The organism is Marivita sp., from assembly GCF_020055635.1.
In the GTDB taxonomy this organism is placed as follows: domain Bacteria; phylum Pseudomonadota; class Alphaproteobacteria; order Rhodobacterales; family Rhodobacteraceae; genus Marivita.
Map to the genome: position 1 here is coordinate 56284 of NZ_JAIPUT010000011.1, position 14488 is coordinate 70771.

The 14488-nt window shown below is 62.9% G+C and carries 13 protein-coding genes; 9 read left to right on the top strand and 4 right to left on the bottom strand.

Annotated elements, in window-relative coordinates:
• Positions 1 to 27: 27 nt before the first annotated feature.
• The 3 genes from coaD to LCF60_RS07960 all read right to left on the bottom strand — a co-directional run bounded on the left by coaD (position 28) and on the right by LCF60_RS07960 (position 2003).
• Positions 28 to 528 carry a pantetheine-phosphate adenylyltransferase gene (coaD, locus tag LCF60_RS07950; protein ID WP_292290945.1) on the bottom strand — a complete coding sequence of 167 codons (501 nt, stop codon included), beginning with the start codon at positions 526 to 528 and terminating at the stop codon, positions 28 to 30.
• A gap of 83 nt (positions 529 to 611) precedes the next feature.
• Entirely contained in the window at positions 612 to 1046 is a 435-nt protein-coding gene (locus LCF60_RS07955; protein ID WP_292290946.1) for a CBS domain-containing protein, read from the bottom strand.
• Between the two features lie 63 nt (positions 1047 to 1109).
• On the bottom strand, positions 1110 to 2003 hold the full coding sequence (locus tag LCF60_RS07960) for a LysR family transcriptional regulator (RefSeq protein ID WP_292290947.1): 894 nt from the start codon (positions 2001 to 2003) through the stop codon (positions 1110 to 1112).
• 98 nt (positions 2004 to 2101) lie between these two features.
• Between LCF60_RS07960 and LCF60_RS07965 the strand changes: the two genes are divergently transcribed.
• The 7 genes from LCF60_RS07965 (at position 2102) to LCF60_RS07995 (ending at position 10296) form a co-directional block, all read left to right on the top strand.
• Positions 2102 to 3601 carry a CoA-acylating methylmalonate-semialdehyde dehydrogenase gene (locus LCF60_RS07965; RefSeq protein WP_292290948.1) on the top strand — a complete coding sequence of 500 codons (1500 nt, stop codon included), beginning with the start codon at positions 2102 to 2104 and terminating at the stop codon, positions 3599 to 3601.
• 58 nt (positions 3602 to 3659) lie between these two features.
• Positions 3660 to 4091: a hypothetical protein gene (locus LCF60_RS07970; protein WP_292290950.1), complete on the top strand. Its 432-nt coding sequence runs from the start codon at positions 3660 to 3662 to the stop codon at positions 4089 to 4091.
• Positions 4092 to 4205: 114 nt separating this feature from the next.
• A complete protein-coding gene (locus tag LCF60_RS07975; protein ID WP_292290951.1) occupies positions 4206 to 5333 on the top strand; it encodes a carboxylate-amine ligase in 1128 nt (375 codons plus the stop codon).
• Between the two features lie 74 nt (positions 5334 to 5407).
• Complete coding sequence (locus LCF60_RS07980) at positions 5408 to 6547, top strand: acyl-CoA dehydrogenase family protein (RefSeq protein WP_292290952.1); 1140 nt, start codon at positions 5408 to 5410, stop codon at positions 6545 to 6547.
• 99 nt (positions 6548 to 6646) lie between these two features.
• Positions 6647 to 7696 carry an enoyl-CoA hydratase/isomerase family protein gene (locus LCF60_RS07985; protein WP_292290953.1) on the top strand — a complete coding sequence of 350 codons (1050 nt, stop codon included), beginning with the start codon at positions 6647 to 6649 and terminating at the stop codon, positions 7694 to 7696.
• Positions 7693 to 8565, top strand: a complete 873-nt coding sequence (gene mmsB / locus LCF60_RS07990; RefSeq protein WP_292290955.1) for a 3-hydroxyisobutyrate dehydrogenase — start codon at positions 7693 to 7695, stop codon at positions 8563 to 8565. The genes LCF60_RS07985 and mmsB overlap by 4 nt, the downstream gene beginning before the upstream one ends.
• A gap of 147 nt (positions 8566 to 8712) precedes the next feature.
• Positions 8713 to 10296: a Hint domain-containing protein gene (locus LCF60_RS07995; RefSeq protein ID WP_292290956.1), complete on the top strand. Its 1584-nt coding sequence runs from the start codon at positions 8713 to 8715 to the stop codon at positions 10294 to 10296.
• A 9-nt stretch (positions 10297 to 10305) separates the two neighbouring features.
• Here the strand turns inward: LCF60_RS07995 and uvrA are convergent, their stop codons facing one another.
• Complete coding sequence (gene uvrA / locus LCF60_RS08000) at positions 10306 to 13194, bottom strand: excinuclease ABC subunit UvrA (protein WP_292290958.1); 2889 nt, start codon at positions 13192 to 13194, stop codon at positions 10306 to 10308.
• 227 nt (positions 13195 to 13421) lie between these two features.
• Here uvrA and LCF60_RS08005 point away from each other — a divergent pair, with 227 nt between their 5' ends.
• Together LCF60_RS08005 and LCF60_RS08010 are read left to right on the top strand one after the other, a co-directional pair.
• Positions 13422 to 13619: a hypothetical protein gene (locus LCF60_RS08005; RefSeq protein ID WP_292290959.1), complete on the top strand. Its 198-nt coding sequence runs from the start codon at positions 13422 to 13424 to the stop codon at positions 13617 to 13619.
• A gap of 150 nt (positions 13620 to 13769) precedes the next feature.
• Positions 13770 to 14411 carry a helix-hairpin-helix domain-containing protein gene (locus tag LCF60_RS08010; protein WP_292290960.1) on the top strand — a complete coding sequence of 214 codons (642 nt, stop codon included), beginning with the start codon at positions 13770 to 13772 and terminating at the stop codon, positions 14409 to 14411.
• Positions 14412 to 14488 lie beyond the last annotated feature (77 nt).

Below are 14488 nucleotides of genomic sequence, written 5' to 3' on the forward strand. Positions count from 1 at the left end.
AAGCCGCGCACACCTGCGCGGCTTTTGTCAATTCTCGCCTTCGTATCTTTCGAGCAGGGCGCGACGCACCGGCGCGGTGACGAATTTCGACACGTCGCCCCCCAGCCGCGCGATTTCCTTGACCAGTTTGGACGCGATGGCCTGATGCCGCGCCTCGGCCATCAGGAACACCGTCTCGATGCTGTCATCGAGGGCGCGGTTCATGCCGACCATCTGGAATTCATATTCGAAATCCGTCACCGCGCGCAGACCGCGAACGATGACCTGCGCGCCGACATCGCGCGCGCAGTCGATCAGCAGGTTCTCGAACGGGTGCACGACGATCTCGATGCCGGTCTGTTCCGACAGCGACACGCATTCGGCCTCGATCATCGCCACGCGTTCTTCCAGCGTGAACAGCGGGTTCTTGTCGCGATTGATCGCAACCCCCAGAACCAGCCTGTCGACCAGAACCGCCGCCCGGCGGATGATGTCGATATGGCCCATGGTGATCGGGTCGAAAGTCCCGGGATAAAGACCGATGCGCATGGGCAATCTCCGGCGTGTCGTCAGGTTTTGCACATGTCTGGCATCAAAACCGTGGGAAGATCAAGCAGATGACCGATCCGGGGTCAGTGGCCCATGATCATGCCTTCCAGCGCATTGCGCTCCATCGCCAGTTCGGTCAGCCGCGCCTTGACCACGTCGCCGATGGTGATGAGACCCACCAGCTTGCCATCCTCGACCACCGGCACATGGCGGAACCGGCCCTCGGTCATCTTGGCAAGGATGTCATCGGCATCGTCGTGGCGCTGGCAGGTGACAAGCTGCGAGGTCATGTAGCTTTCGGCCGGTTCGGACAGGCAGCTGGCGCCCCGGTTGGCCAGTTCGCGCACGATATCGCGTTCCGACAGGATGCCCAGTGCGGTCTCGTCGTCATTCGACACGACCACGGTCCCGATGCGCTTTTCGGTCAGGATTTTCGCCACGTCCGAAATCGAGGTTCCGGACTTGACGGTCACAACAGCATCCGTGGCCTTGCTCTTGAGAATGTGGTGAACTTGCATGGTATTTCCTCCGGTCCCTGTGCCCTTTCAGCGTCATCACTGGCCGCTGTTCTGTCAAGTGTTTCAAAGCAGCGCCTCCAATCGCGCGACCTCTGCGCGCACGCCCTGCGCCAGAGCGGTGGCAAAGCGGGTGATCCGGTCAAGCCGGCGGTCCTCGGCATGGCGCACGAGGTAGAAGCTGCGGGTGAAGGACAGCGCGTCCGTCAGAACGCGGCTGACACCCGGCGCAAAGGGCAGCGCGAAATCATGCGCGATGCCGATGCCACCATGCTGGCGCAGGAGCTGGATCTGCACCGAGGCCGAGTTCGACGCCAGCGCGACCCGGTCGAGCGCCAGATCGCTGAGGTAATCCAGTTCCTTGTCGAAAATCATGTCGGGGATATAGCCGACGATCCGGTGCTGGTGCAGATCCTCTGGCGTGGTCAGGCGCGGCGCGGTGGTCAGGTAGGTCTGGCTGGCGGCAAGGTGCAGCTTGTAATCGGTGATCCGTTGATACGACAGCCGCGAGGCGGTGGGCGGGCTGACCGTGATCGCCATGTCCGCCTCGCGCCGTGACAGGTTCACGACCCGGGGCAGCGCCACGATCTGCAGATCCAGATCGGGATTGGCCTTGGCCAGATCGGCGAAAACCCGCGGGAGCACGAAATTTGCGCAGCCATCGGGCGCACCGATGCGGATCTGACCGGTCAGGCTGCCGGCCTCTCCGGTCAGGACCGATCGCGCGCCCTGCATCGCCTGTTCGGCGCGTTCGGCATGGTCGATCAGCCGCGTGCCCGCTTCGGTCAGGGTATAGCCTTGCGGGCTCTTGGCAAAAAGCGCCTGCCCGATGGCATCTTCCAGCCGCGCGACGCGACGGCCGACCGTGGCGGGGTCCATGCGCAGCGCACGGCCCGCCCCGGACAGGGTTTCGCTGCGCGCGACGGACAGGAAAATCCGCAGGTCATCCCAGCTTTGCACGGCAGATCCTTTGCATTTTTGCAAAACGTATTTGGGATATTGCCTCTTTGATCCGCATTTTTGCAAGGCTATGCTACGTTCAAAATGGGAGATTGATCATGAAAGAGTTGACGCATTTCATCAACGGCACGCATGTCAACGGAACGTCCGGGAATTTCGGCGACGTCTACAACCCGGCCACCGGCGAGGTTCAGGCCAGGCTGCCGCTGGCCACACCCGCCGAGGTGTCCAAGGCCGTCGAGGACGCGGCGCAGGCGCAGGTCGCCTGGGGCGCCACCAACCCGCAGCGTCGCGCGCGGGTGATGATGAAGATGGTCGCGCTGATGAACCGTGACATGGATATTCTGGCCGAGGCGCTGAGCCGCGAACACGGCAAGACGCTGCCTGACGCCAAGGGCGATCTTCAGCGCGGTCTCGAAGTGATCGAATACTGCATCGGCGCACCGCAGATGCTCAAGGGTGAATACACCGACGACGCCGGCCCCGGCATAGACATGTATTCCATGCGTCAGCCTCTGGGTGTGGTGGCCTCCATCATGCCGTTCAACTTTCCGGCGATGATGCCGCTCTGGCATGTCGGCCCGGCACTCGCCTGCGGCAACGCGGTTGTGCTGAAACCGTCCGAGCGTGACCCCTCGGTGCCGCTGATGCTGGCGGAACTGTTTGTCGAGGCCGGTCTGCCCAAAGGTGTGTTCCAGGTCGTGAACGGTACCAAGGAAGCGGTCGATACGCTGCTGGATCACGAGATCATCCAGGGCGTGTCCTTTGTCGGCTCCACCCCGATTGCGCAATACATCTACAGCCGCGCCACCGCGAACGGCAAGCGCGCGCAGTGTTTCGGCGGTGCCAAGAACCACCTGATCGTCATGCCGGATGCCGACATGGACCAGGCCGCCGACGCGCTGATCGGTGCGGGCTTTGGCGCGGCCGGCGAACGCTGCATGGCGGTGTCGGTTGCTGTGCCCGTGGGCGAGGAAACCGCCGATCGTCTGATCGGCGCGCTGGTGCCCCGGATCGAGAAACTGCGCGTGGCCCCCTATACCGATGGCGATGACGTGGATTTCGGCCCTGTGGTGACCCGCGAAGCCAAGGAACGCATCCTTGGCCTGATCCAGTCCGGTGTCGATCAGGGTGCCGAACTGGTGGTCGACAACCGCGATTTCAAACTTCAGGGCTATGAAAACGGCTTTTTCGTTGGTCCGCATCTGTTTGACCGGGTGACGCCGGATATGGACATCTACAAGCAGGAGATCTTTGGCCCCGTGCTGTCCACCGTGCGCGCCGGGTCTTACGAAGAGGCGCTCAAGCTGGCGATGGACCACGAATACGGCAACGGCACCGCGATCTTTACCCGCGACGGCGACACCGCCCGCGATTTCGCGCACCGGGTGAATATCGGCATGGTGGGCATCAACGTGCCGATCCCGGTGCCGCTGGCCTATCACACCTTCGGCGGCTGGAAGAAATCCATGTTCGGCGATCTGAACCAGCATGGCCCTGACAGCTTCAAGTTCTACACCCGCACCAAGACGATCACCTCGCGCTGGCCGTCGGGGATCAAGGAAGGCGGCGAGTTCAACTTCAAAGCCATGGATTGATTTTTTTGCGCAAATACCCGAAACATGGCGGGATGCTTCGCCATGTTCCAGGTTTGCGATGCCGGTGACTGTCCAGATCCTTCCGGACTACAATCTGGTCTATGTCCGCTTTTGGGGCGTCTTGCGGGTAGAGGAAACCGCGGCCGCGCTGGCCGCGTTCGCCAGGAACCCGCAATGCCGCCCCGGCCAGCGGCACCTGGTCGACCTGACGCGGCTGACCGATATCGAACGCAATTACCCCAAGCTGATGGAGCTGGAGGCCAGCAAGGTCGAGATGCTGGCCGGCACCGGAATCGAGACCTTCATGGTCTACCTCGCCAATACCCCGATCGGGCGGCGAGCGACCAACATGGGCAGGAACGGCTGGCCGCCGGAATGCGGCGTTGTCGCGATCGGGCTGGAAAACGAGGACGACGCACTGTTCGCGTTGGGCCTGCCGTTCCGCAGCATCGCCGACATGCTGGCGCACAGCACCGCCATCAACACCTGACGCGCCGCCACGGCGGCTCCGGCACCCGAAGGGACGCCACGATGCGGCCACAACAGGTTTTGCTTTTTCGCTTCGCCCGGGCCATTTTGCCAGAACGCAATCGGGAGAGGTGCCATGCGGGAACCTGAATTCACCATCGGGATCGAAGAGGAATACCTGCTTGTCGATCTCGACAGCTTTGCGCTGGCCGAGGCGCCCGACGGGTTGATGGAAGCCTGCGCGGCGGAACTGGAAGACCAGGTCAGCCCGGAATTCCTGCAATGCCAGATCGAGATCGGCACCAAGGTCTGCGCCGATATCGACGCCGCGCGCGAAGATCTCAAGCGGCTGCGCAGCACGGTGGCGCGCTGCGCCAGGGACCACAACCTCGCCCCGATCGCGGCCTCGTGCCATCCCTTCGGAGACTGGAAGAACCAGCACCACACCAACAAGAGCCGCTACAACGACTTGCAGGATGCGCTGGGGGGCGTGGTGCGTCGGATGCTGATCTGCGGCATGCATGTGCATGTGGGTCTGGACGACGATGCGCTGCGCGCCGACCTGATGGGGCAGATGGCGTATTTCCTGCCCCATCTGCTGGCTTTGTCCACCTCTTCGCCGTTCTGGCAGGGGCAGGATACCGGGCTTGCCTCCTACCGGATCTCGGTCTTCGACAACCTGCCCCGCACCGGGTTGCCGCCGACCTTCGACAATTGGGAGGACTACCAGCGCTCGGTGCAGGTTCTGATCGACCTGGGGGTGATCGAGGACAGTTCCAAGATCTGGTGGGATCTGCGCCCGTCGCACAGTTTCCCGACCCTCGAGACCCGGATCATGGATGTGCAGCCGCGGCTCGAGAACACGTTGACGCTGGCGGCGATCAACCAGTGCCTGATGCGGATGCTGTGGCGGCTCCGGGTGCGCAACCAGCGCTGGCGGCGCTACGATCCGTTCCTGATCGCGGAAAACCGCTGGCGGGCGCAACGCTACGGCGTGACCGACGGCCTGATCGATTTCGGCCGCGGCGAGATCGTGCCGATGCCCGAGTTGATCGAAGAGTTGATCGTCCTGCTGGAAGAGGACGCGGGTATCCTGCGCTGCTGGCAGGAGCTTGAAAACAGCCGCGATCTTGTCGGGTCGGGCAACGCCACCCTGCGCCAGCGCGCCGTGGCCCGCGCCGCCAGGGAGGCCGGACAGGATACCGACGGCCAGATGCGCGCCGTGGTCAGCCATCTGGTCGAAGCCTTTCACGACGGGCTTTGACCCCTTGCAAAACTCGTGAAACAGTTGGAAATTAAACAAGTGTTCAATTCACGACCCGAGGGAGGAGCGTCGCGATGGATTTTGCCCTGACCGAAGAACAGACCGCGATTTTCGAAATGGCCCATGCGTTCGGGCAGGAACATATCGCGCCATTTGCCCGCGACTGGGAGGCACAGGGCACGATCCCCAGGGACCTGTGGCCGCAGGTCGGCGCGCTGGGTCTGGCGGGCATCTACGTGTCCGAAGACAGCGGCGGCACCGGGCTGAACCGGCTCGACGCGACGCTGGTCTTCGAGGCGCTATCGATGGCCTGCCCGTCGGTCGCGGCCTTTTTGTCGATCCACAACATGTGCGCCAAGATGATCGACGCCTTCGGCAGCGACGAGGTCAAGGCGCGGGTGCTGCCCAGGGCGCTGCGCATGGAAACGGTGCTGAGCTATTGCCTGACCGAACCGGGCAGCGGGTCGGACGCGGCGGCGCTCAAGACCCGCGCCGAACGGACCAACGAAGGCTACACGCTGAACGGCACCAAGGCGTTCATCTCGGGGGGCGGCTACTCCGACCTTTATGTCGCCATGGTGCGCACGGGCGAAGATGGCCCCAAGGGCGTGTCGGCGGTGCTGGTCGAGGATGGCACACCGGGGCTGAGCTATGGCGGGCTCGAGGACAAGATGGGCTGGCGGTCGCAGCCGACGCGACAGGTGCAGTTCGACGAGTGTCGCATTCCGGCCGAGAACCTGATCGGCGAGGAGGGCCGCGGCTTTGCCTACGCGATGGCCGGGCTGGATGGCGGGCGGCTCAACATCTCGGCCTGTTCGCTGGGCGCGGCGCAGGCGGGGCTCGATGCGACGGTCGCCTACATGGCCGAGCGAAAGGCCTTCGGCAAATCCATCGACCAGTTCCAGGCCCTGCAATTCCGGCTGGCCGACATGGAGATCGAGCTTCAGGCCGCCCGCACCTTTCTGCGGCAGGCGGCGTGGAAGCTGGACACCGGTGCGCCCGACGCCACCAAGTTCTGCGCCATGGCCAAGGCCTTCGTGACCGAAACCGGCAGCAAGGTGGTGGACCAGTGCCTGCAACTGCATGGCGGCTATGGCTACCTTGCCGATTACGGCATCGAAAAGCTGGTCCGCGACCTGCGCGTGCATCAGATCCTCGAAGGGACGAACGAGATCATGCGCCTGATCGTGGCGCGCCAGATGCTTGCCAGATAGGCAGGACACAGGTTTCCTTGGGCTCCAGATACCTCGGGGGTGCGGCCCGCAGGGCCGACGGAGCAGCGCCCCCTGCCCCCAGATCACAGGCAGACAGACATGACAGATATCGACATCCGCAAGGACGGCCCCGCCGGACGGATCACCCTGCAACGCCCCAAGGCGCTCAACGCGCTGACCTACGAAATGTGCCTTGCCATCGAGGACGCGCTCTGGACCTGGCGGGCCGATCCGACGATCCGGCTGGTGCTGATCGACGCCGAGGGCGACAAGGCGTTCTGCGCCGGCGGTGACATCGCCGAGATGTACGCCACCGGCACAGCAGGCGATTTTGCCTATGGCCAGCGGTTCTGGCGCGACGAATACCGGATGAACGCGCTGATCGCGGAATATCCCAAACCGGTGGTCAGCTTCCTGCAGGGCTACACGATGGGCGGCGGTGTCGGCGTAGGCTGTCACGGCTCGCACCGGGTGGTGGGCGACAGCAGCCGGATCGCCATGCCGGAATGCGGCATCGGGCTGATCCCCGATGTCGGCGGGTCGTACCTGCTGGCGCGCGCGCCGGGACGGCTCGGAGAATACCTGGGCCTGACGACCGATCGCATGGGCCCCGGCGACGCCATCCATGTCGGGTTCGCCGATCTTTACCTGCCGGAAGACCGGTGGAACAGCGTGAAGGCGGCGCTCTGTACCGATGGCACCGTGACTGCGTTGACCAAGGCGGCACAGCCTGCGCCGGAGTCGCCGTTGACGTCGGCACAGGCACAGATCGACGCGCTTTTCGCCGCCCGGACCCTGAGCGGGATCGTGACCGCGTTGCAAGCCGATGGCAGCGACGTCGCGCAGGAGGCGCTGCGCAAGATGGCGCGCAATGCACCGCTGTCGATGGCCTGCACGGTCGAGATCCTGCACCGGTTGCGGGTTGAAGGGCTCGACATCCGGAGCGCGCTTGACCTGGAATACCGGTTCACCTCGCGGTCGATGGACAAGGGCGATTTCATCGAAGGCATCCGCGCGGCGATCATCGACAAGGACAAGTCACCCAAATGGACACATGCGCTTGAAGGGGTGCCTGCCGAGGACCTGTCCGCTATGCTGCGACCGGTGACCGGAGAGGCACTGACATTCGAGCGGAAGGAGGACTCATGAAGATCGGATTTATCGGGCTGGGCAACATGGGCGCGCCGATGGCGCGCAACCTGGCACGGGAAGGACATTTTGTCTTTGGCCATGACACGGCGACCCTGACAGTGGATGGCGTGGCGAACACCCGCAGCGCCATCGAGGCCGCGACGGGGATGGACGTGGTCATCACCATGCTGCCCAATGGCGATATCCTGCGGTCGGTGGCGGCACAGGTCATCCCGGTGATGCGCAAGGGTGCGGTGCTGCTCGATTGCTCGACCGTGGACGTCGAGAGCGCCCGCGCCGTGGCGACCGACGCCGAGGCGGCCGGTTTGCTGCCGCTCGACGCGCCGGTGTCCGGGGGTGTGGGCGGCGCCGAGGCCGGAACCCTGACCTTCATGGTGGGCGGATCGGAACAGGGCTACCAGACCGCCCTGCCCCTGTTTGACATAATGGGGCGGAAATCTGTCCATTGCGGCGCATCGGGAAACGGTCAGGCAGCCAAGATCTGCAACAACATGATCCTCGGCGTGACGATGATCGCCACCTGCGAAGCCTTTGCCCTGGCCGACAAGCTGGGTCTGGACCGGCAGGCGATGTTCGACGTGGTCAGCACGTCCTCGGGCTACAGCTGGTCGATGAATGCCTATTGCCCGGCGCCCGGCATCGGGCCGCAAAGCCCTGCGGACAATGAGTACAAGCCGGGCTTTGCAGCGGATCTGATGCTCAAGGACCTGCGTCTGAGCCAGCAGGCCGCCGAGGCGTCGGATGCCGACACGCCACTGGGACAGGCCGCACTGGAGCTTTACCGCCGTTTCGTCGAGGACGAGGACGGCAAGGGACGCGACTTTTCAGCGATGCTGCCCCGGTTCGAAAAACGCGGGCGCAGCTGACAAACGGACCTGCCTGCCCATATTGCGGGTCCGTGAGACATCCTGATCCGCAAAGAACCTAAAAATTGGCTAAATTGCTCCAAATATCCGCCGCCTTGCCAAGGCAAAACCGGTGTCGAACACTGGTTAATGGCAAGGCGGCATTCCATGCCCATCGCACAGGCACTCCCCATCAACACCAGCGCCACCGCGCTGCAGATGGCGAACAACATCTTCGGCGCGGGCATCACCGTCAACAGCGCCGGCTATACCGGTGACGCGCGGTCCTCGGGCATCTACACGAACGGCGACACGGTTTCGCCGGAACTGACGCCGGGTGACACCGGGGTGATCCTGTCGACCGGTCTTGCGACGGGGGTCACGAACACCTCACAATGGTGGAACCCGAACAACACCAATCAGCAGGCCGACAGATCGACTGACACCTCCGGTCCGAACAATGACGCCGACTTCAATGCTCTGGCGGGTACAGGTAGTTTCGACGCCTCATACCTCACGGTGAATTTCACGCCGGATGGCGACCTCCTGACCCTCAGCTTCGTGATCGGGTCCGAGGAATACCCCGAATACATCAACTCGGCCTTCCTCGACGTCGTCGGGATCTGGGTCAATGGCGTGCAGGCCACCGTCACGGTTGGCAACGGCAACGTGTCGGTGGGCAACATCAATGGCGCCACTGCCGCCAACCTTTACAACGACAACACGTCGGACCAGTTCAACACCGAGATGGATGGGTTCACGGTCACGCTCAGCGTGTCCGCGCCGGTCAATGCCGGGGTCCCCAACACACTCAAGATCGGCGTGGCGGATGTGTCGGACGCGGGCTACGACACCAACCTGCTGATCGCCGGCGGGTCAGCGCAGGCGTCGCTTGTCGCGCAGGATGACGATGCGAATGTCGGCCTGAACAGCAGCAAGACGATCGACGTTCTGGACAATGACAGTACGACCGGCGGCACCATGACGATCACCCACATCAACGGCGTTGCCGTCAGCGTGGGCAGCAACGTGACCCTGACCTCGGGTCAGGTTGTCACGCTGAATGCCGACGGGACCCTGACCGTCCTGTCCGACGGGGATGTGGAGACCGCATATTTCACCTACACGGTCGACAACGGTCTGGGCCAGAGCGACACCGCCATCGTTCAGGTCGAACAACTGCCCTGTTTTACGGCCGGCACGCTGATCGACACGCCGGGCGGGCCAAGACCTGTCGAAGACCTGCGCCCCGGCGATCTGGTGCTGACGCTGGATCAGGGTCCGCAGCCGGTACGGTGGGCCGGGTCGCGCGCGATCGAGGCAAAGGGCAACTTTGCGCCGATCCGCATCAAGGCCGGCAGCTATGGCGCGACCCAAGACGTGCGGCTGTCGCCGCAGCACCGGGTGCTGGTGAGCGACGTCTGGGCGGAGTTGCTGTTCGGAGATTCCGAAGTGCTGGTCAAGGCAAAGGACCTGGTGAACCACAAGACGGTCTGCCGCGAGGAAAGCGACACCCCCGTCACCTATGTGCACCTGCTGTTCGACGCCCACCAGATCCTGTCATCGCATGGACTCTTGTCGGAAAGCTACCTGCCGGGGCCGATGATGCAGAAGGCCTTTTCCCAAGCCTCCTGCGAGGAAATAATCACGCTTTTTCCCGAGCTTGCCGAGATCGAGTGTGACGGCTGGGAGGCGGCGCGGCCGATCCTGAAATCCTACGAGGCGCAGGCCCTGCAAGCCCGCGCCGCGTGATATGGGTGGTCATTCGGCCGCCAGCGGTTTCCGCGCGGACAGCATCGGCTTGAGATAGCGACCGGTATGCGAGGCCGCGACTTCGGCCACCTGTTCCGGCGTGCCGGTCGCCACGATCTGGCCGCCGCCATCGCCGCCCTCGGGGCCGATGTCGATGAGCCAGTCGGCGGTCTTGATCACATCGAGATTGTGTTCGATCACGATGACCGAATTGCCCTGCTCCACGAGTTCATGCAACACTTCAAGAAGCTTGCGTACGTCCTCGAAATGCAAGCCAGTTGTCGGTTCGTCCAGAATGTAGAGCGTGCGACCGGTCGACCGTTTGGCCAGCTCTTTCGACAGCTTCACGCGCTGCGCTTCGCCGCCCGACAGGGTGGTCGCCTGCTGGCCCACCTTGATATAGCCCAGCCCGACACGGACCAGCGCATCCATCTTTTCCCGGATGCTGGGCACCGCCTTGAAGAACTCCTGTGCATCTTCAACCGTCATGTCAAGAACGTCGGCTATGCTCTTGCCTTTGAACTTGATTTCCAAGGTCTCGCGATTGTACCGCGCGCCCTTGCAGGTCTCGCAGGTGACATAGACATCCGGCAGGAAATGCATCTCGATCTTGATGACACCGTCGCCTTGGCACGCCTCGCAGCGCCCGCCCTTGACGTTGAAGCTGAACCGGCCCGGCTTGTAGCCGCGCGTCTTGGCCTCGGGCAGCCCGGCGAACCAGTCGCGGATCGGGGTGAAGGCGCCGGTATACGTCGCCGGGTTCGAGCGCGGCGTCCGGCCAATGGGCCGCTGGTCAATGTCGATCACCTTGTCCAGATGTTCCAGCCCCTTGATCGTCTCGCAAGGTGCGGGAGTCTGACGGGCCCCGTTCAGGCGCATGGAGGCGGTCTTGAACAGGGTTTCGATCGTCAGGGTGGACTTGCCGCCGCCCGACACCCCGGTGACGCAGACGAACTTGCCCAGCGGGAATTCGGCCGTGACGTTCTGCAGGTTGTTGCCCGACGCCTTGACCACCTTGATCGACTTGCCTTTCTTGCCCTTGCGCCGTTCCGCGGGCACGGCGATTTCGCGCGTGCCGCTCAGGTATTGCCCGGTCAGGGAGGCCGGATCGTCGGCGACCTCTTGCGGCGTGCCTTTCGCGACCACCTGCCCGCCATGCACCCCGGCACCGGGACCGATATCGAAGACGTAGTCCGCTTCGCGGATCGCCTCTTCGTCATGCTCGACCACGATCACGGTATTGCCCTGATCTCGCAGGGATTTCAACGTCCCAAGCAAGCGGTCATTGTCGCGCTGGTGCAGCCCGATGGACGGCTCGTCGAGCACGTAGAGCACGCCGGTCAGGCCCGAACCGATCTGGCTGGCAAGGCGGATGCGCTGGCTTTCGCCGCCCGACAAGGTGCCCGCATTGCGCGACAGGGTCAGGTATTCGAGGCCCACATTGTTCAGGAAGCCAAGCCGTTCGCGGATTTCCTTGAGGATCGCGCGGGCGATCTCGTTCTTCTGGTTGGTCAGGTGTTCGGGCACCGTGTTGCACCAGTCGAACGCGTCCTTGATCGACATCTGGACGACCTGGCCGACATGAAGCCGCTGGCCCGCATCGCCTTTCGACGGACCGATCCTGACCGCCAACGCCTCTTCCCGCAGGCGGTAGCCGCCGCAGGTGCCGCAGGAGCGGTTGTTCTGGAAGCGTTCGAATTCCTCGCGAATCCAGTTGGAATCGGTCTCGCGGTAGCGGCGTTCCATGTTGGGGATCACGCCTTCGAAGGTCCGCGTCACCTGGTAGACGCGACCGCCCTCGTCGTAGCGGAAGGAAATTTCCTCGTCGCCCGAACCATAGAGAAAGACCTGCTGGACATGCGGGTCGAGATCCTTCCAGCGGGCGTTCTTGTCGAATTCGTAATGTTTCGCCAGCGCTTCGATGGTTTGCAGGAAATAGGGCGACTTGCCCTTGCGCCACGGCGCCAGCGCCCCGTCGGAGATCTTGAGCGTCGTGTCGGGCACCACGAGGTTGGGATCGAAGAACAGTTCGACCCCGAGACCGTCACACTCCGGGCAGGCCCCGAACGGTGCGTTGAAGGAAAACAGGCGCGGCTCGATTTCGGAAATGGTGAAGCCACTGACCGGGCAGGCGAATTTTTCCGAGAACGTGTGCCGTTCCGGCTCACCCTCGCTGGGCGCGGTTTCAAGGATCGCGATGCCGTCCGCCAGGTCGAGCGCGGTTCGGAAACTGTCGGCAAGGCGGGTTTCCAGACCTTCCTTCACCACCAGGCGGTCTACCACCACGTCGATGTCGTGGCGGAATTTCTTGTCGAGCGTCGGCGGTTCGTCCAGCTCGTAGAACTGCCCGTCCACCTTGACCCGCTGGAAACCCTGCTTGCGCAATTCGAGGAATTCCTTGCGGTATTCGCCTTTGCGGTCGCGCACGATGGGCGCGAGCAGATAGGCGCGCGTACCCTCCTCCATCGCCATCACGCGGTCGACCATGTCCTGCACCTGCTGCGCCTCGATGGGCAGGCCGGTGGCGGGGCTGTAGGGTGTGCCGACACGCGCGAACAGAAGGCGCATGTAGTCGTAGATCTCGGTCACGGTGCCGACTGTGGAGCGCGGGTTTTTCGACGTGGTCTTCTGCTCGATCGAGATCGCCGGAGACAGGCCGGAGATGTGATCGACATCGGGCTTTTCCATCATGTCGAGGAACTGCCGCGCATAGGCGGACAGCGATTCCACGTAGCGACGCTGCCCTTCGGCATAGATCGTATCGAAGGCCAGCGACGACTTGCCCGACCCGGACAGGCCGGTGATCACCACAAGCTGATCCCGCGGGATATCCACGTCGATATTCTTGAGATTGTGCTCGCGCGCGCCGCGCACTTCGATGTTCTTCAACTCGGCCATGTTGCCCCCAGATACGCTTGGTTAACACATAGGGGTCCAAGGCCGTTTCGCCAATCCAAAAATGGGAACAAATATGGAACGCTTTCATCTTGAGGGCGCACTGACCCGGCGAACAGGGCAGACGCGCATCACCAGAATTCCGAACACGGCGCACAGCGTCAAAAAATGTATATACATTGTAATTACTTTGTCGTAACGTTCATCTGCTCTGACAGGAGATCGCCCTCGTGGGAAAAGCCGAAAAGCCAAAGAAGCAGCGCAAGGACAGCCAGTTGATCATTCGCATCGCGAAGGATGACCGGGACGCCTTTGTCGATCTTTGCGACGCACTTGACACAAGTGCGGCGCGCGAGATCCGGCGCTTTATTCGCGGCTTCCTGAAAGAGCATGAAACCGAAAAACCGAAGACTGACAAAAAGGACTGACATCATGGCGAAGAAATCGAACATCAAGAGCCTCAAAGCTGAAGTAAAAAGCCGCAAGGCCAAGGTGGCGCGGCAGGAAAAGAAGCTGAAAAGCGCAAAGAAGGCGCTGAAGAAAGCGGCCTGAACCTATTCCGAGGGGACCATCACACTATGACTCGTCTAACCGACATTCACGGCATCGGACCGGCGCTGGCCAAGCGGCTCGAGGCCGCAGGTATCACTGACCGCAAGGCATTGGCCGAGGCCGACCTTGCCACCCTGACCGCCATTCCCGGTGTGTCAGCCCTGCGTGCCGCCGCCTGGCAGGACATCGCCGCCGAACCTGCCGCGACGGCCCCCTCGGCCACGCCTGCACCGCAGAGCGACATGCCCGCTCGGGCAGACCGGCCAGAGGCCCAGGACAGGACGGTTGTCGTCCTGGCTGTTCCGGCCGCCGACACCCCGGCAGAAACGCCCGAGGCTGTGGAGGACGCATCCGACACGGTGTCCAAGAAGAAGAAAAAGGCGGAAAAGCCCGGGAAGAAGACCAAGGCCAAGTCTGCCAAATCAAAATCCAAGTCTGCCAAAGCCAAGTCTGCCAAAGCGAAGGATAAGGCAAAGACGAAGGGCAAGGCAAAGGCCGAGGACCCGAAAACAACGGCCAAGGCCAAGACGGACAAGAAGAAGAAAGACAAGAAGAAAAAGGCCGATGCGGCCGCCAAGACGGCCGGTGGCAAGAAAAAGTCGGCCAAGAAGAAATCGCCTGAAAAAGGCAAGAGCGCCAAGTCCGGGAAAAAGACCAAGGCAGCTTGACCAGGCCGGGTCAGCGTCCCTGACCCTCCAGAATCGTTCGAAAGCCGGGCTGGCCCAACGCCAACCCGGTTTTATCG